We start from the raw sequence: 17,002 nt of genomic DNA on the forward strand, positions 1-17,002 counted from the left end.
ATGAGCGACTCCCTGTGCTCCGACTTGCTTGGAGTATAGAAGAGCTGGGCGGAACACAAGGTCGCGTGGATCAACCCACTGATACTCCTTGGTCGCAAGGCGAGGAAGTGCAACAGCGGCTACGGGGCCACGTCGGGTCAGCCCGGGGCGACCAATGGCGAAGTTATATGCACAAACATAGATGTTAGCGTCACGCCGATGACACGCCATGCATTGCCGTCGCCCACTCACACGCCTACTGGAACGCCCCATGAACGCCATCTGGCTCGCCCTGTTCGGCTGTCTCGCCTTTGCCATCGGTTATCGCTTCTACTCGCGCTTTCTGGCGGAACGCATCTTCCGTCTCGACCCCGATTACGTGACTCCCGCCCATGCGCTGCGCGATGACACCGACTACCTGCCGACCAATCGCTGGATACTCTGGGGCCACCACTTCACCTCGGTCGCCGGTGCAGCGCCCATCGTCGGGCCGGCGATCGCCGTCTACTGGGGCTGGCTGCCGGCGGTGCTGTGGGTCGTGCTGGGCAGCCTGTTTGCCGCAGGAGTCCATGACTTCGGCACCTTGACGCTCTCGGCGCGTCACCGAGGCCAGTCCATCGGCACGCTGGCGGACAAGCTGATCGGCAAGCGCGCCAAGCTGTTGTTCCTGTTCATCATCCTGATTCTGGTGCTGATGCTGAACGCGGTGTTCGCCTGGGTGATCGCCAACCTGTTCATCAACTTCCCGGCCAGCGTGCTGTCGGTGCTCATCCAGATTCCGCTGGCGGTCTGGATCGGCCATCGTGTCTATCGGCGTGGCGGCAAGATGCTGTTGCCCTCGATACTGGCGCTGCTGGTGATGTATGCCGCTGCCCTGCTGGCCGGCCAGTACGAATTCTTGCAGATTGATCTGGCCGGCACCTTCACCGCCATGGCAGGCGGCGAGGATGGCACCTTGCTGTTCGGCCTCTCACCGATCTCCAGTGCCTTCCTGGTGTGGATCGTCGTGCTGATGGCCTATGTCTACATCGCCTCGGTGCTGCCGGTGTGGAAGCTGCTGCAACCGCGCGACACCATCAATTCCCATCAGCTGGTGGTCGGACTGGTGCTGCTGTATCTGGGGCTCGCCGTGGGCGGCCCACATCTCACGGCGCCGGCCTACAACACCGAAGCCGAGATGTCCTTCTATCCGCTGCTGTTCATCACCATCGCCTGCGGCGCGATCTCGGGCTTCCATGGACTGGTCGCCTCGGGGACCACCTCCAAGCAGCTTGCCCATGAGCCGGATGCACGCATGATCGGCTACACCGGCGCACTGGGCGAAGGCATGCTGGCGCTGATTTCCATCATCGCGGTAGCGACCCTCTTCGGGACCCAGGCCGATTTCACCGCCACCTATTCAAGCTTCGCCGCCGCCGGTGCCAACGGGCTCTCCAGCTTCGTGGAGGGTGCAGGACAGCTGATCTCGCACCTTGGCCTGCCGGCCAGCATCGGCAGTACCCTGGTGGCGGTCATCGTGGTGAGTTTCGCGGCCACCACACTGGATTCCGCGGTACGTCTGATGCGCTACATCATCGCGGAGCTAGGCAGCGAGTACGGCATGCCGGCACTCAGCCACAAGCACGTCGCGACCAGCATCGCGGTCATCTCCAGCGCCGCGCTGGTCATCCTGCCGCAGGGGCCCAAGGGCTTCGGTTCCGGCGGCTATCTGCTGTGGCCGCTGTTCGGGACCAGCAACCAGCTGCTGGCAGGGATCTCGCTGATGCTGATTTCGGTCTGGCTCAAGCGTCAGGGACGCCCGGTGATCTACACCCTGGCTCCGATGGTCTTCCTGATGATCATGACCCTGTGGGCGATGGTGCAGCAGGTAGTCCTGGACTGGTCCGGCATGGGCAGCAACGACCCGCAATGGCTGCTGTTCACCTTCGGCAGCCTGATCATGGTGTTCGCGCTGTGGATTCTGCTGGAGGCCAGCCGCAGCCTGAAGGCACCCGCTCAGGTGAGCGCCCATGAGAGCTGATGACGACTCCCGCGTGACGCGCTCGCCACGACACCCCGGACTGACGAGGCGCCTGCTGACAGGTGCCGCAGGGCTGCGGGATGGCTGGGAGGCCATGCTGCGCGTCAATCAGCAGCGTGACCTGGCGCAGCTCGCCCGCGAGGAGGAAGACATCTTCATGATGATGAGCTTCGCCGAGCTGATGGGCATCCCCAATCCGGCACCCGCCGTCTCACTGGAGATGCTGCCGCTGATGCTGGAGCGCATGCACGACTGGCACCTGCGCCAGGGGCTTGAGCATTCACCGCTGGAAGGGATCAAATGCTGCTGAACTGGCTCAGGCGGCGTCGCCCCGAGATCTGGTTCTTCGGCGGCAAGGGCGGTGTCGGCAAGACCAGCTGCGCGGCGGCGCAGGCATTGGCGCTGGCAGAGAAAGGCGAGCCGACACTGCTGGTGTCGACGGACCCGGCGCACAATCTGGGCGATCTGTTCGGGGATCTGGGAGGCAGACCGCGCGCCATCGCGGCGTGCCTGGATGTGATGGAGCTGGACCCCGAACAGGAGTGCGAGCGCTATCTCGAGGAGGTACGCCAACGCATCGCGCCACTGGTCAGCGGGGAGCGCAGCGCCACGGTGATGCGCCAGCTGGCACTCGCACGCCATGCGCCGGGCACCAGTGAAGCGGCGCTCTTCGATGCGCTGGTCGAGATCATCCTTACCCCGCCTGCCCCACTGACACCGGACAGCTCATCGTATCGACACATCCTGTTCGATACGGCTCCCAGCGGGCACACCATCCGACTGCTGAGCTTGCCGGAGGTGCTGGGCGGCTGGCTGGAAGGCATGCTGGGCCAGCGCCGGCGAGCCGTCGCGGAGCGCAGCCTGTGGCTGGACAGCCAGCAGACATGCTGATCACCTGGCAACAATCTGTTGCAGCACGATGCGCAATAACTGCACAAAACAACCATACAGCCGCCTCGCCATTCCGATAGAATAGCTGGCTAAATATTTTTCTCATCATGACACCATTGCCTTGGCGTGCCGCACCCGCGGCGGGCCAGGGTGTGACGATTGAAACGCACCTCAGCCCCTGAACTTCGTAAAGGACGCTCCATGGCCCCGACTTCCCTCCGTCTACCCCGCCTGCAGAGACAACCCTTGGCCGTCAATGCCCGCCGCCTTGGCTTGCTTCCGGCAAGCCTGCTGCTGATCGGTGCCCTGTTGGCCGGTTGTAGCGGCGACAAGGAAGAGGCTGCCCAAGGCCCCTCCGCAGGTGCAAGCCAGGCCGCTCAGGTCGATGTCATTACCGTCACCACGCAGGATGTGCCTATCACCACCGAGCTGCCGGGCCGCACGCGCGCCTATCAGATCGCTGAAGTACGTCCGCAGGTGGGAGGCATCATCGAATCGCGTGACTTCACCGAAGGCAGTGACGTCAAGGAGGGGCAGGCGCTTTATCACATTGATTCACGCACCTATCGCGCCGATGTCGAGAGCGCCAAGGCGAGTCTGGCGCGTGCCGAGGCGAGCCTCAACACCTCCAGCCTCAAGGCCAAGCGCTTCAAGAACCTCGTGGCACGCAAGATGGTCAGCCAACAGGATTATGATGATGCCGTGGCGACCGTCGGCGAGGATCGCGCCGATGTCGCCTCTGCCAAGGCTGCCCTAACCAGCGCCCAGATCAATCTGGATTACAGCGTGGTGAAGGCCCCCATCAGCGGTCGTATCGGCAAGTCGAGCGTCACCAAGGGCGCATTGGTCACGGCAAGCCAGGACACCAGCCTGGCAACGGTCCAGCGGCTCGACCCCATCTATGTTGACGTGACCCAGTCCGCTACCGAAGTTCTGCGCCTCAAGCGTGAATTGGCCGAGAATCGCGATGCCGCCGCAGCACCGGCTCAAGCATCGGTGGAACTGGTAATGGAAGATGGCAGCGTATACGGCACTCAGGGCAAGTTGCAGTTTGCGGATATCACCGTCGATGAAGGTACCGGCATGGTCACGCTGCGCGCTCTGTTCCCCAACGAGGACGAGCTGTTGTTGCCCGGCATGTTCGTGCGCGCCCGCCTGACGGAGACGGTGGCCAGGGATGCCATTCTGGTTCCGCAGAAAGCCGTGAGTCGTGACAGCAAAGGCAATGCGAGCGTGATGACGGTCAATGCTGACAACAAGGTCGAAGCGCGGCACGTCCCGAACGACGTTCCAGGAGCCTCAAACGTCATGGTCAGATTCTTCATCGATCGCCCTATCTTCGCCTGGGTGCTCGCCATCATCGTGATGCTGGGGGGTATCTTCAGTATCCTCAAGCTGCCGATCGAGCAATATCCCTCGCTGGCCCCGACCAGCATTACCATTCAGGCCACCTACTCCGGCGCTTCAGCCCAGACGGTAGAAGATACGGTGACTCAGGTCATCGAGCAGCAGATGAACGGCATCGACAATCTGCTGTACATGAGTTCGAGTTCAGACTCCCAGGGCAATGCCAGCATCGAGCTGAGCTTTGACACTGGCACCGATCCCGACATCGCTCAGGTGCAGGTGCAGAACAAGCTGCAGCTGGCTACCCCGCGCCTGCCGCAATCCGTCCAGAACCAGGGTGTCTCGGTCACCAAATCGTCCGGCAGCTTTCTGATGGTGGCAGCTTTCGTCTCTGACGATGGCAGCATGACCAAACAGCAATTGACCGACTATGTCGCCTCCGATATCCAGGACGAGGTAGCTCGCGTTCAGGGCGTGGGCGAAACTCAACTGTTCGGCGCACCGGGGGCCATGCGCGTCTGGCTTGACCCGCAGAAGCTCAACAACTTCAAGCTGACCACCAGCGATGTCACCACGGCCATCAGCACGCAGAACAACCAGATCGCCTCGGGCCAGCTTGGCAACCTGCCGGCGGTGAAGGGTCAGCAGCTCAACGCTACCATCGTGGCTCAGACACTCTTCGAGACACCGGAACAGTTCGGCAACATTCTGCTCAAGACACAGGAAGATGGCTCTCAGGTCTATCTGCGCGATGTCGGCCGTGTCGAGAAAGGGGCGGAAAGCTACAGCACCGTCAGCCGCTACAATGGCAAGCCTGCTGCAGGGCTGGGCATCAAGCTCGCCTCGGGTGCCAACGCACTGGACACCGTACAAGCCGTCAAGGATCGTCTCGGTGAGCTGTCCGACTACTTCCCCCCGGGCATGAGCTTCAAGGTACCTTACGACACCTCGCCCTTCGTCAAGATTTCCATTGAAGAAGTGGTGATGACGCTGCTGGAAGCCGTGGCGCTGGTCTTCCTGGTAATGCTTCTGTTCCTGCAGAACTTCCGTGCCACGCTTATCCCCACCATCGCTGTCCCGGTCGTTCTGCTGGGCACCTTCGGGGTGCTGGAAGTGATGGGCTTCTCCATCAATACCCTGACGATGTTCGCCATGGTGTTGGCGATTGGGCTGCTGGTCGACGATGCGATCGTGGTGGTGGAGAACGTCGAGCGCGTGATGCATGAGGAAAAGCTCTCGCCGCTCGAGGCGACGCGCAAGTCAATGGGACAGATCACCGGCGCTCTGGTCGGCATCGGTCTCGTGCTGTCTTCCGTGTTCATCCCGATGGCCTTCTTCCCCGGCACCACAGGGGCAATCTTCCGTCAATTCTCGGTGACCATCGTCTCGGCCATGACGTTGTCCGTGCTGGTGGCGTTGATCCTGACACCGGCCCTGTGCGCCACGTTGCTGAAGCCGACCAAGGAGAAGACCACCGGCTTCTTCGGGCTGTTCAACCGGGTCTTCGACCGCTCCAACGCGCGCTACCAGAAAGGCGTCGGTGGCATGCTCAAGCGCACTGGCCGTTCCATGCTGGTCTACGCCTTGATCGTGGTCGGCTGCGGGGTACTGTTCACTCGCATCTCCACGGGCTTCCTGCCCGATGAAGACCAGGGCTATCTGTTCAATCAGGTCATCCTGCCGGTGGGCTCCACTCAGGAACAGACGCTCGAGACGCTGGAAAAGGTCGAGCATCACTTCCTCGTCGATCAGGAAGATGCCGTTCAGGAAATGTTCGACGTCGCCGGCTTCAGTTTCGCTGGCCGAGGCCAGAACATGGGCCTGGCGTTCATCAACCTCAAACCCTGGGATGAACGTACTCGTGACTCCTTCAGCGTGGTCGGACAAGCTCAGAGCTACTTCAACACCTTGAAGGAAGCCGTGGTCTTCGCCATCAACCCGCCACCGATCATGGAACTGGGCAACGCCAGCGGTTTCGACATGATGCTGGTGGACCGAGGGGGTATCGGCCATGAAGCACTGACCAATGCACGCAATCAACTGCTGGGAATGGCAGCTCAGAATCCAGCCGTGACCGGCCTGCGTCCCAATGGTCTGGAGGACAGTCCGCAGTTCACGCTCAACATCGACGAGCTCAAGGCGACAGCGATGGGCGTCTCGTTGTCAGAGGTCTACTCGACTCTCTCCACGGCGTGGGGCTCGAGCTATGTCAATGACTTCCTCGACAACGGCCGCACCAAGAAGGTCTACGTGCAGGCAGAAGCCAGCGCACGCATGCAGCCGGAAGATCTCAAGAAGTGGTACGTCCGCAACACCTCTGGTGAGATGGTGCCACTGAACGCCTTCATCCACGGTGAGTGGACCTATGGGTCTCCGCAGCTGGAACGCTACAATGGCGTCTCCTCGATGGAACTGTTGGGTCAGGCGGCACCGGGTTACTCCACCGGTCAGGCCATGCAGGCCATGGAAGACATGGTCGGCCAGCTCGATAATGGCGTCGCGCTGGAATGGACGGGCATTTCACTGCAGGAATCCCAGAGTGGCGGCATGGCTCCTTATCTGTATGCCATCTCGCTGGTCTTCGTCTTCCTGTGTCTGGCCGCGCTCTACGAGAGCTGGAGCATTCCGTTCTCCGTCATGCTGGTCGTCCCGCTGGGGGTCCTCGGCGCCCTGCTCGCCACCTGGCTGCGTGGCCTGGACAATGACGTCTACTTCCAGGTCGGCCTGGTGACCACCATCGGGCTCTCGGCGAAGAATGCGATCCTGATCGTCGAATTCGCCAAGGACCTCGAGGTCCAGGGCCGCTCACTGATCGACGCCACCATGGAAGCGGTACGCATGCGTCTGCGCCCGATCCTGATGACCTCCATGGCCTTCACCGGGGTCCCTGGTCACGGGCCGGGACGCAGCATGGCGGTGTCCGGATGATCGCACGTTGTTTCTGGCCTTCTATGTGTCGCGTGTTCGGGGAGCCGAAAGAGCTCAAGCGGGCCCATGAAGCCGCAAGCCAGGAAGACGATCTTGTCTGAGCATTGATCGCACGCTTCCTCATTGCCGTCACCTCGCGTGATGGCCCTGCACGCCGCCCTCTCCGGGCGGCGTGTCGGTTCATTCAGGAGAGACATGCCTCGTCCTCTAGCTGCCTTGCGTCGTCTTGCGCGCCATACCCTGGAAAGACGTGACCCGCCGACACTGTTCGCGCCTGTCACGCGCAGCGTCTCACGGCGGCGACTTCGCGCATGCGAATGCTGTGACCTGGTCGTGGCCCTTCCGGCGCTCAAGACCGGCGAGCGGGCGCGCTGCCCACGCTGTGATCATCTCTTCGCCCAACGCCACGCCCATTCCGTCCAGCGCACCCTGGCACTGGCGACGGCGTGCCTGGTGATGCTGGGGCTGACGCTGCCCTTCGAGTTCATCGCCTTTGCCACCCGCGGCATCTCCGCCAGCCTCAGTCTGGTGGACACGCCAGCGGCGCTGACGGCAGAGTCGTATCCTTCGCTGGCGGTGCTGCTGATTCTGACCATCGTGCTGCTGCCGGCGCTCTACCTGATCGGGGTGATCTACACCCACACGGCCATCGGCCTGAAGGTGGCGTTGCCCGGCATTCGCGGCATTGCCAGAACGCTCAGCCATCTGCGCCCCTGGATGATGGCCGATGTCTTCCTTGTGGGCGTGATGGTGAGTCTGGTCAAGATCGCCGGCATGGCCGATATCAGCTTCGGCCCGTCGTTCTGGGCCTTCTGTGCCTTCGCCCTGCTGATGACCAAGACCCTGGCCAGCATCGACGGTGATCGCATGTGGTTCGCCCTTGCGGGCGAGCCGCCGGCCCCGGAGACAGCCAGACCGGGGCTGGGGGCCGCGCTGCAGGGGCTGGGCAGCTGTCACAGCTGCGGGTTGATCAATGAATGCACGCAGGACCAGCACGTCAACTGCCGGCGCTGCGGCGACCCGGTCCATCAGCGCAAGACACATAGTCTGCAACGTACCTGGGCGTGGTTGATCGCGGCGCTGATACTGTATCTGCCGGCCAACCTCTTCCCGATCATGAGTACCGTGAGTCTGGGCGAGAGCGACCCGCAGACCATCGCCGGCGGTATCGTGGTGCTGTGGTCCCACGGAGACTGGCCCATCGCGATGGTCATCTTCATTGCCAGCATCCTGGTGCCGGCCTCCAAGATGATCGCCATCGCCTGGCTGTGTCTCAGTGCGCAACGCCCGCAGGTCCAGCATGCCCGCGCGCGCGTCACGCTCTATCGCATCACCGAGTACATCGGCCGCTGGTCGATGGTCGACGTCTTCGTGGTGGCGCTGCTGGCGGCATTGATCCAGCTGGGCGCCCTGATGTCCGTGCACCCGGGGCCGGCAGCGCTGTCCTTTGCCAGCGTGGTGGTGCTCACGATGCTGTCCGCCCAGAGCTTTGATCCACGTCTTGTCTGGGATACTCCTCCCCTATCGATTCACCGTCACAGGATGACCTATGAGTGATGACTCTCGTGCGCGTCGTGAAAGCCGACGCCGTCTTTCGCCGATCTGGATCGTCCCGATCGTGGCATTGCTGATCGGTGCCTGGATGGTGTGGCACAACATCGCCAGCCGTGGCCCGCAGATCACCATCGAGATGGAGACGGCAGAAGGTATCGAGGCCGGCAAGACCTTGATCAAGACCCGTAACGTCGAGGTCGGCAAGGTCGAATCCGTACGCCTGTCGGACAACCTCGACAAGACCATCGTCACGGCACGCATGTCCAAGGACAGCGAGCGCATGCTCAATGAGGACACGCGTCTGTGGGTGGTCAAGCCGCGTATCGGACGCGAAGGCATCAGTGGTCTGAATACCGTGCTGTCAGGCGCCTACATCCAGCTGCAGCCCGGCGACAGTCGCGAGGAAGCCGACCACTTCGTGGCGCTGGAGCAACCTCCGGTCACGACCCAGGACGCCAAGGGGCTGCGCATCGACTTGACCAGCAATGATGGCAGCGTGCTGTCCGATGGCGACCCCGTCACCTACGAGGGCTTCGTCGTGGGGCGCGTGGAATCCAGCGAGTTCCGCCCCAGCGAGAAGGAAATGCATTACACCCTGTACATCGACTCGCCCTACAACGAGCTGGTGACCTCGACCACGCGCTTCTGGTCCACCAGCGGTGTCAGCCTGCGCCTGGACTCCCAGGGGCTTCAGGTGGACGTGGGGTCACTGGAAAGCGTACTGAGCGGCGGGGTCGCCTTCGGCATCCCCGAGGACCTGCCGCGTGGCCGCCCTGTGGTGGAGAACACCTCCTTCACCCTGTATTCCGATCAGGAAGAGGCCCGTGAAGGCAGCTTCCATCAGGCCATCGACTACGTGATCATGGTCGACGACACCGTGCGCGGCCTGTCGCGTGGCGCACCGGTGGAATTCCGCGGCGTGCGACTGGGCACGGTGGTCAGCGTGCCCTACCGCCTGACCCATCAGCGGGTACGCACGCTCTCCAGCTTCGAGATTCCCGTGCTGATTCGCATCGAACCGGAACGCCTCGAGGGTCAGGTCGATGATGAAGGCGTCAAGCAGTGGGAGAAGCGACTGGAGCGACTGTTCAAGCGTGGTCTGCGCGCGACGCTCAAGTCCGGCAACCTGCTGACCGGTGCCTTGTTCGTCGACCTGGACTTCTATGACAATCCACCGCCGTACAAGACCGATACCTTCGATGACATCGAGGTCATGCCCAGCGTGTCAGGCGGCCTCGCGCAGATGGAAGCCAAGCTCAATGCGCTGCTCGACAAGCTCAATGGCCTGGACATCGAGCCTGTACTGGGCAATCTCAACAAGACCCTGTCAGCCTCCGAGAGCCTGGTGAAGCGTCTCGACAAGACCGCCGGCCATGTCGATGCCCTGTTGGGTTCCGATGAGGTACAGAAGCTGCCGAGCGACATCAGCACCAGCCTCGACAACCTCAATCGCACCCTGGATGGCCTGACACCGGAGTCTTCTGCCTATCGCAAGCTGGAGGGAGACCTCGAGCGCCTGGACCGCGTGCTCAAGAAGGCCGAGCCGCTGCTCGACACGCTGGAGAAGAATCCCTCAAGCCTGATCTTCGACAAACCGACGACCCGTGATCCGATTCCGAGGGCCCAATGATGACAACAGCCATGAGTCTCTCGATCCGCACGGCAGCCATGCCGCAAGCGTGCAGCGCGTCTGCCTCACCGCGCACTTCAACGTCGCACAAGGGCCGCTTCGGCGGCCTGATGGCAGGTTTGTTGATGCTCGGCACACTGGCGGGTTGCACGACCGCCGCCACTGGTGTCGCTTACCTGCTGCCACAGACGACACAGACCGCTGCCCAGCGCAGCGTTGCCGCCGATGCACCCCTGCTGGAAGTGATGCCGGTGCAACTGGCCAGCTATCTGGAAGGCGGCAGTCTGGTCTATCAGACGGACGACATCACCCTGGTACAGGCCAGCCAGAACCTGTGGGCCGATGACCTGCAGGACATGCTGACCCGCCAGCTGCTGAACCAGCTGAAAGCCAGCCCCGCCCAGCCGCTGAGCCAGTACCGTATCGCGGATACCAGCCTGAGCGGATTGAAGGGTGCCCGCCTGAGCGTCAGCCTGGATCGCTTCATCGGTCGCCATGATGGCCAGTCCGTCATCACCGGTCGCTGGCGCCTGCGCGGCGTGGATGGCAGCGTGCTGGAGGAAGGCGACATCCAGACGCTGACTCCACTGACGGATGACGGCTATCCGGCACTGGTCAACAGCCTGGGCGAAGGCTGGCGTGTGACCGGCGAGCAGTTGGCACGTGAGATCGCCAAGGCATTGCCGGCCACGGCAGGTGCCAGCTGACGGTCTGATAGGCTGACAGAACGGGGCACGGTATGATGCCCAGAAACCAGAAGACCCCGGCTATCTGGCCTCAGCCCTGCTGTGGCAGTACCAGCTCACCGTCACGAATCTCGAAGCGCTTCACATCCGGCTTGTCTTCAAGACGCACGGTGCGAGTCTCGTCGCCCATGTCGACCTTGACGTTCACGAATCTCGAAGCGCTTCACATCCGGCTTGTCTTCAAGACGCACGGTGCGAGTCTCGTCGCCCATGTCGACCTTGACGTCATAACCCACCACCTTGTCGCTGGCATCCTGCACTGTCTCGCAGCGCTGCTCGGTCGTGGTGTAGGTATCGCCCTTCTTCATCTGTCCCTGGATCTGATTGCCGGCATAGCCGCCACCCACGGCACCCGCGGCGGTCAATACCTTCTTGCCGTTGCCACCGCCGAATTGATTGCCCACCACGCCTCCGACGATCGCACCGACGGCAGTGCCGACGACATTGTGGGTATCCTTGCTGGGCGCCTGATGGGTCACGGTCTCGTTGTGGCATACCTGACGCGGGGTGGTCACGGTTTCCGTCACCGCATCCACCGCCACGATATCGGCGTATTCAGGGCCTGAGTTGCTGGCCGTATAGCTGCCGATCGCCACTCCACCACCAATGCCCAGTGCAGCAACGATCGCGCCAATCAGGATGGACTTGTTCATGCGTGTTCTCCTCACCGAATAGTGTTGCAGCCTGGCTCGTCGGCCAGTCAGCCATGCCCCTGGATAACACTTGAGGGGCGTGCCGCTGCGTTCGGAGAGTAATCTAACACTGTTCGATAAACTCGGTAATGTGGCAACTTCACCACCCGGCTGTCTCAAGAAAGCAACAACCAGCCCGATAACGGCTCAGTCCCGCTGCGTCGCGGTGATGGAGACAGCCTCGTCATTGCAGAACTGGACACGAACATCTCCCCACCAGCTGAGCAGGCGACATGACTGATTGTCGGCGATGGTCTCGCTGACATCACTGGGCTTGCCCAGCAGGGACACCGCCTGAGACTCACTCATGCCTTCCACCAGATAGCCATCATCGATGGCCGAGCGAATCCGGTATTGGCGCTGGCTCTCCTGACGGGCCGCCAGAGTCCGCTGCTTTTCGCGCTCGAGACGCTCCGCGGTGGCGTCTTCAAGAGAGTATTCAATGGACGCGACCACTCTGACGCGCGATTTCCACCTGTGGCAGCGTTTCTCCAAGCAGGATCGTCTCGAGCGCGAACACCGTGCTGCCCGTCGCAAGATTGCCGAAGCCGGCACCATGGCGACCCGCATGATTCAGGCCTACCAGAGCATGGCGGCCAAGGGTGCCTCGGAAAACGCCTGCTACCGCACGATCTACAAGCACAAGGATGCCCAGGGGGATGTCCTGGTGCGCGAAGGTTGGCTGAAAGTCCGCCGGATCGTCGCCGAAGGCGGCACTACCCGTCTGCGTGGCACGCTGATCACCACCTTCAGTCTGGCAGATGGCGAGCGGGAGCCTGCCGATGCCGAGGTGGAGAAGCTGACGCTGGAGGTCTATGACGAGATCGTGGCCGGGACTCGCATGAAGCTCGCCTGCAAGGTCGATCGCTGCGATGGCGAGGGTCAGACGGACTTCATCACCTTCCTGGACTCGGTGCGCGGCGACTTGAAAGAGTGGCTGTGATGCGTTGCGACAACAGCAACAAGTCGTTACTCCCGGTGCAGGAAACTCCCTTGATCAGCGTGACTCTCATCTTGCAGACGCTCATCGTTCATCAAGTATCGGAGTCATTCCATGAATGCCATCGCCCCATCTGCCTATCACACCCTCGAAGTGAAACCGCTTGAACAGGTCACCACCTCACGCCTGCCTCTCCAGCCTCTGGGCGACATCAACATGGACAGCCCCGCCAGCGAACTGCTGACCGATTTCTCGGTGACCGCGGGTCGCAGCATCCAGGGGAGCGCCTCCATCGGTCAGGCGCTGGCGACCATGAAACAGGCAGGCGTGCGTCTTCTGCTGGTGCATGATCACGACGGCACCTTCACCGGCGTCGTCACCTCCCGCGAGCTACAAGGCGGGCGCGTGGTGATGCGGGCCATGACACGCTTCGATGTGCAGCGTGATGAAGTCACCGTCGACATGGTGCAGGTGCCACGCGCCGAGCTGCACGGCATTGCCCTGTCAGTGCTCAAGCGCGCCAGGGTGGGCGATCTGGTCGAGACCCTGCGTCAGAGCGGAGAATCCCACCTGCTGGTCACGGAAGAGGACAGCGATGGCCACCCCTGCATCCGTGGTTTGATCGCGGCATCTCGTGTCGGGCAGGCCCTCGGACTCCACCTTGAGCATCCCCCGGAAGCCCGCAGCTTTGCCGACATCTGCCGGGCGGTACTTGGCAAGTACGAGTGACATGAGAGGATTCCCGCCATGCCCTTGAGCTCATTGCGTAATCAACTGTTCAAGCAACGCCACGTCGAGGTGCTTGTCATCAAGCAGATCGACGGCGAACTGTTGCACGTCTGTGGCGTGGGTGTCCTGGAAGGGTCTGGCAGCGTCAACCACAAGCGACGTGAACTGTCCCGCGACAACCACGCCTTCCCGGTGCGCATGCATGAAGGCAACCAGGTCCTTCAACCCCAGGACTTCAATCGTCTGGTGTTGCTGGAAGAGGTACAGCTTCATCCTCGGGGCTGCCGTCCCAGGGAAGCCGTATCGCTGGAGGTGGAGGGCCACCGCTACCGCGTCGCCCATACCCCGATGCGTTGCTGGCACTTCAAGGGCCTGTTGAAGATCGAGCGTACCCAGCAGGGCCTGCTGCTGAGTACCGAGGACATGTCCCTGATTCGTGCCAAGGCGCCTCATGCGCCGAATGTCCGTCCCGCTGTTTCTGCTCATCCTGATACTGGTCGCCCTCAATCTACGACCGGCGCTGTCCTCGCTGGCCCCCCTGCTGGATCGCATCACGCAGGATCTTGGCCTGAGCACACTGGCCGCCGGCCTGCTGACGACTCTGCCGGTGATATGCCTGGGACTGTTCGCGCCACTGGCACCCCGCCTGGCGGGGCGACTGGGGGCGGAGCGTACCTTGAGTCTGGCGCTTGTCATCCTGGGAATCGCCTTGTGGCTGCGCGCCAGCGACCTGACCCTCCTTCTCTATCTGGGGACCTTGCTGTGCGGTGGCAGTATCGGTATCGCGGGCACCCTGTTGCCCGCCATCGTCAAGCGCGAACATCCCGAGCGCGCTGACCTGTTCACCGGTGTCTACACCATGGCGCTATGCCTTGGCGCCGCCCTTGCCGCAGGGCTCAGTGTGCCGCTGGCCAACTGGCTGGACAGCTGGCAGGCCTCTTTGAGCTGCTGGGCATTGCTGGTGGTGATCGCCCTACCGGTCTGGCGTCTGAGCATGCCGCACCCCTGGCCTCGGCGCCTGCCGGCCGGTCAACATGACGCGCCACGCCTGTGGCACCTGCCACTGGCACGACAGATCACCTTCTTCATGGGCTGCCAGTCATCACTGGCGTATATCGTCTTCGGCTGGCTTCCGTTTCTGTTGCAACAACGTGGCTTGAGCGATGTCGAGGCCGGCTGGCTGATGGCCGCCTCGGTGATGGCCCAGGTACTCACTGCCCTGCTGGCGCCGGTGATCGGGCGCATGGGACGGGATCAGCGTCCCGCCATCCTGCTGCTGCTTGCCTGTTCGGCGGTCGGCTTGCTCGGCCTGATGGTCGGCCCGCTGTCACTGCGCTGGCTGTTCGCCGTACTGCTGGGCTTTGGTCAAGGAGGCAGCTTCTCGATGGCGCTGACCTTGCTGGTACTGCGCAGCAACGACGCTCGCCTGGCCGGGGCGCTGTCGGGAATGGCGCAAGGCACCGGCTACATGCTGGCGGCGCTCGGCCCGCTGGCGGTGGGCATACTGCTTGAATTCACCAATGACCTTGACGTGATCGCCTCGCTGTTCGCGCTGATTCTCATCGCCGCCGCAGCGCTGGGTCTCAAGGTCGGGAGACGTCAGCGCATCTGTCTGCGCGATGATGGCAGCCCCGAGGTCATCGACGGCTGAGTCCTCTGCTGCGCATTCAATTTATATATTCCGAATGTCTCATTTGGATTATTCCTGCCTGACCCTACCCTCTGAACTCGCGTAGTAAGACAACGTACTTCACGGTACCTACTTCGCGGCACGTACTTCACAACAACAAGCTCACACTCAGAGGTGAAAGCCCATGTCCTGCCTCCGCAACAGACTGTCCTCCTCAGGCTCGGGAGATATCACATGTTGTCATTGATCGGCGTCGCCATCATCGTGGTCGGTCTGGCACTGCGCTTGAACGCTCTGCTGGTGGTCCTGGTGGCAGGCTTTGCCTCGGGACTCGTGGCCGGCATGACGCCCACCGAGATCCTCGGCGCCCTCGGCCAGGCCTTTACCGACAACCGCGCCGTGTCACTTTTCATCATCACCCTGCCGGTCATTGGCCTGCTGGAGCGCAATGGCCTGCGTGACCAGGCCGAGCATCTCGTGCAGAAGCTGCGTGCCGCCAGTGCCGGCCGCATCACCCTGAGCTACCTGCTGCTGCGCAAGGTGACCAACGCCTTCGGGCTGCAGCTGGGTGGGCACCCGGCGATGATCCGTCCGCTGGTCGCGCCGATGTCGGTCGGTGCCGCCGAGCGCGACCTCTCCGAGGAAGCCGTGGCCTCCCCCCGCTTCAAGACCCTGAGCCAGCGCATCCGGGTACTCAATGCCGTCAGCGAGAACTTCGGCAACTTCTTCAGTCAGCTGATCTTTGTCGCCTCGGGCGGCCTGCTGCTGATCAAGAGCGTGCTGGACAAGAGCGGCACCAGCGTCAGTCTCGCGGACATGGCGCTCTATGCCATTCCTACCGCACTCGTCTCGCTGGTCGTGGTCTTCATCCTGTGTCGCCGGCTGGACAAGCGCATCCAGCAGGAGCATCGACTGCTGCGCGAGGAGTATCCCGCCTCCCCTTTGCAGGCAACCCCCGCGTCAGCCCCTGACAGCTACACCACTCCCGTGACGGAGAGCCACTCATGAGCGGTATCGATGCCCTTTACCTGATCACCGGCTTCGCCGTCATGGTGTTTGCCCTTCTGACCCTGACCGACCGCGACCATCCGCGTCGCCTTGGCACCAGCGCCTTCTGGATGATCTTCGGGATCAGCCTGGCCTTCGGCCAGTGGCTGCCCAATGTCGTGGTCGGCCTCGCCATGCTCGCCATGGCGCTGCTGGCCGCCACCGGTCAGCTCGGCTTCGGCAATTACGGACAGCTCAGCGATGAAGCCCGCCAGCAGCGCCGCCAACGTCTGGGGTCTCGGCTGTTCATTCCGGCACTGGTGATTCCCATCGGCACCTTCCTCTACACCCTCACCACCGGGCAGAGCGCACTGGTCGGGCTGGGGCTTGCGACCGTGCTGGCGTTTGCCGTTGCCCTGCTGCTGCTGCGTGAGCGCCCCGGCACCGGCATGCAGGAAGGTCGTCGCCTGGCGGATGCCATCGGCTGGGCCGCCATCCTGCCGCAGTTCCTGGCCGCGCTCGGTCTGCTGTTCGATCAGGCCGGTGTCGGCCAGACCATCGCGGGGCTGGTCTCAAGCGTGGTTCCCGATACCAGTCTCATCGCCTGCGTGATCGCCTACTGTGTCGGCATGGCCGTGTTCACCATGCTGATGGGCAACGGCTTCGCCGCCTTCGCCGTCATCACCTCCGGGATCGGCTATCCGCTGGTCATCGCCCTGCATGGTGGCAATCCCGCCATCGTCGGCGTGCTGGGGATGCTGTCGGGCTATTGCGGCACGCTGATGACGCCCATGGCCGCCAATTTCAACATCGTGCCGGCGGCGCTGCTGGAGCTGGATGATCGCTATCACATCATCCGCGCCCAGATCATTCCGGCGCTGGTGATGCTGATGGCCAACATCAGCCTGATGCTGCTGCTGGCATTCTGA

Annotated in this window: 15 protein-coding genes; 12 read left to right on the top strand and 3 right to left on the bottom strand. The window is 62.5% G+C overall.

The window, feature by feature from the left end:
* The first annotated feature begins 250 nt into the window (after nucleotides 1-250).
* The 7 genes from CU110_RS11025 (at nucleotide 251) to CU110_RS11055 (ending at nucleotide 11,056) form a co-directional block, all read left to right on the top strand.
* Nucleotides 251-1,999 (top strand): carbon starvation protein A, encoded by a 1,749-nt coding sequence (locus CU110_RS11025; RefSeq protein WP_077372250.1) that lies wholly within the window; start codon nucleotides 251-253, stop codon nucleotides 1,997-1,999.
* The gene (locus tag CU110_RS11030) at nucleotides 1,989-2,309 is read left to right on the top strand and encodes a cory-CC-star protein (protein ID WP_205632707.1); all 321 of its coding nucleotides are present in this window, start codon (nucleotides 1,989-1,991) and stop codon (nucleotides 2,307-2,309) included. The genes CU110_RS11025 and CU110_RS11030 overlap by 11 nt, the downstream gene beginning before the upstream one ends.
* The gene (locus tag CU110_RS11035; RefSeq protein WP_127735993.1) at nucleotides 2,300-2,890 is read left to right on the top strand and encodes a TRC40/GET3/ArsA family transport-energizing ATPase; all 591 of its coding nucleotides are present in this window, start codon (nucleotides 2,300-2,302) and stop codon (nucleotides 2,888-2,890) included. Before CU110_RS11030 ends, CU110_RS11035 begins: the two co-directional genes overlap by 10 nt.
* A gap of 201 nt (nucleotides 2,891-3,091) precedes the next feature.
* Nucleotides 3,092-7,165, top strand: a complete 4,074-nt coding sequence (locus CU110_RS11040; protein ID WP_127735996.1) for an efflux RND transporter permease subunit — start codon at nucleotides 3,092-3,094, stop codon at nucleotides 7,163-7,165.
* A 195-nt stretch (nucleotides 7,166-7,360) separates the two neighbouring features.
* A complete protein-coding gene (locus CU110_RS11045; protein WP_127735999.1) occupies nucleotides 7,361-8,722 on the top strand; it encodes a paraquat-inducible protein A in 1,362 nt (453 codons plus the stop codon).
* Complete coding sequence (gene pqiB, locus CU110_RS11050; RefSeq protein WP_084209108.1) at nucleotides 8,715-10,349, top strand: intermembrane transport protein PqiB; 1,635 nt, start codon at nucleotides 8,715-8,717, stop codon at nucleotides 10,347-10,349. The genes CU110_RS11045 and pqiB overlap by 8 nt, the downstream gene beginning before the upstream one ends.
* A gap of 11 nt (nucleotides 10,350-10,360) precedes the next feature.
* A complete protein-coding gene (locus CU110_RS11055) occupies nucleotides 10,361-11,056 on the top strand; it encodes an ABC-type transport auxiliary lipoprotein family protein (protein WP_164850358.1) in 696 nt (231 codons plus the stop codon).
* Between the two features lie 137 nt (nucleotides 11,057-11,193).
* Here CU110_RS11055 and CU110_RS11060 read toward each other — a convergent pair whose 3' ends face one another.
* Entirely contained in the window at nucleotides 11,194-11,748 is a 555-nt protein-coding gene (locus CU110_RS11060) for a glycine zipper 2TM domain-containing protein (RefSeq protein WP_127736005.1), read from the bottom strand.
* Between the two features lie 186 nt (nucleotides 11,749-11,934).
* The gene (locus CU110_RS11065) at nucleotides 11,935-12,243 is read right to left on the bottom strand and encodes a hypothetical protein (RefSeq protein ID WP_127736010.1); all 309 of its coding nucleotides are present in this window, start codon (nucleotides 12,241-12,243) and stop codon (nucleotides 11,935-11,937) included.
* Here CU110_RS11065 and CU110_RS11070 point away from each other — a divergent pair.
* Together CU110_RS11070 and CU110_RS11075 are read left to right on the top strand one after the other, a co-directional pair.
* A complete protein-coding gene (locus CU110_RS11070; RefSeq protein WP_077372220.1) occupies nucleotides 12,230-12,730 on the top strand; it encodes a hypothetical protein in 501 nt (166 codons plus the stop codon). The two genes, CU110_RS11065 and CU110_RS11070, sit on opposite strands and share 14 nt — an antisense overlap.
* A 111-nt stretch (nucleotides 12,731-12,841) precedes the next feature.
* Nucleotides 12,842-13,456 (top strand): CBS domain-containing protein, encoded by a 615-nt coding sequence (locus CU110_RS11075; RefSeq protein WP_065392490.1) that lies wholly within the window; start codon nucleotides 12,842-12,844, stop codon nucleotides 13,454-13,456.
* Nucleotides 13,457-13,486: 30 nt separating this feature from the next.
* Here the strand turns inward: CU110_RS11075 and CU110_RS11080 are convergent, their stop codons facing one another.
* A complete protein-coding gene (locus CU110_RS11080) occupies nucleotides 13,487-13,909 on the bottom strand; it encodes a hypothetical protein (RefSeq protein ID WP_127736013.1) in 423 nt (140 codons plus the stop codon).
* Between CU110_RS11080 and CU110_RS11085 the strand changes: the two genes are divergently transcribed.
* The 3 genes from CU110_RS11085 to CU110_RS11095 all read left to right on the top strand — a co-directional run bounded on the left by CU110_RS11085 (nucleotide 13,908) and on the right by CU110_RS11095 (nucleotide 17,002).
* Nucleotides 13,908-15,107 (top strand): MFS transporter, encoded by a 1,200-nt coding sequence (locus CU110_RS11085; protein ID WP_077372213.1) that lies wholly within the window; start codon nucleotides 13,908-13,910, stop codon nucleotides 15,105-15,107. The genes CU110_RS11080 and CU110_RS11085 overlap by 2 nt on opposite strands.
* 213 nt (nucleotides 15,108-15,320) lie before the next feature.
* Complete coding sequence (locus CU110_RS11090; RefSeq protein ID WP_077372210.1) at nucleotides 15,321-16,094, top strand: DUF969 domain-containing protein; 774 nt, start codon at nucleotides 15,321-15,323, stop codon at nucleotides 16,092-16,094.
* Complete coding sequence (locus CU110_RS11095; protein ID WP_077372207.1) at nucleotides 16,091-17,002, top strand: DUF979 domain-containing protein; 912 nt, start codon at nucleotides 16,091-16,093, stop codon at nucleotides 17,000-17,002. The genes CU110_RS11090 and CU110_RS11095 overlap by 4 nt, the downstream gene beginning before the upstream one ends.

This window comes from Cobetia sp. ICG0124, from assembly GCF_004006355.1.
Classification (GTDB): domain Bacteria; phylum Pseudomonadota; class Gammaproteobacteria; order Pseudomonadales; family Halomonadaceae; genus Cobetia; species Cobetia marina.

Coding starts and splice junctions, on each gene's coding strand:
- CU110_RS11080 (WP_127736013.1), bottom strand. CDS start 13,909: ATGAGGCGCCTTGGCACGAATCAGGGACATGTCCTCGGTACTCAGCAG.
- CU110_RS11055 (WP_164850358.1), top strand. CDS start 10,361: ATGAGTCTCTCGATCCGCACGGCAGCCATGCCGCAAGCGTGCAGCGCG.
- CU110_RS11040 (WP_127735996.1), top strand. CDS start 3,092: ATGGCCCCGACTTCCCTCCGTCTACCCCGCCTGCAGAGACAACCCTTG.
- CU110_RS11095 (WP_077372207.1), top strand. CDS start 16,091: ATGAGCGGTATCGATGCCCTTTACCTGATCACCGGCTTCGCCGTCATG.
- pqiB (WP_084209108.1), top strand. CDS start 8,715: ATGAGTGATGACTCTCGTGCGCGTCGTGAAAGCCGACGCCGTCTTTCG.
- CU110_RS11060 (WP_127736005.1), bottom strand. CDS start 11,748: ATGAACAAGTCCATCCTGATTGGCGCGATCGTTGCTGCACTGGGCATT.
- CU110_RS11030 (WP_205632707.1), top strand. CDS start 1,989: ATGAGAGCTGATGACGACTCCCGCGTGACGCGCTCGCCACGACACCCC.
- CU110_RS11090 (WP_077372210.1), top strand. CDS start 15,321: ATGTTGTCATTGATCGGCGTCGCCATCATCGTGGTCGGTCTGGCACTG.
- CU110_RS11085 (WP_077372213.1), top strand. CDS start 13,908: ATGCGCCGAATGTCCGTCCCGCTGTTTCTGCTCATCCTGATACTGGTC.
- CU110_RS11070 (WP_077372220.1), top strand. CDS start 12,230: ATGGACGCGACCACTCTGACGCGCGATTTCCACCTGTGGCAGCGTTTC.
- CU110_RS11045 (WP_127735999.1), top strand. CDS start 7,361: ATGCCTCGTCCTCTAGCTGCCTTGCGTCGTCTTGCGCGCCATACCCTG.
- CU110_RS11075 (WP_065392490.1), top strand. CDS start 12,842: ATGAATGCCATCGCCCCATCTGCCTATCACACCCTCGAAGTGAAACCG.
- CU110_RS11025 (WP_077372250.1), top strand. CDS start 251: ATGAACGCCATCTGGCTCGCCCTGTTCGGCTGTCTCGCCTTTGCCATC.
- CU110_RS11035 (WP_127735993.1), top strand. CDS start 2,300: ATGCTGCTGAACTGGCTCAGGCGGCGTCGCCCCGAGATCTGGTTCTTC.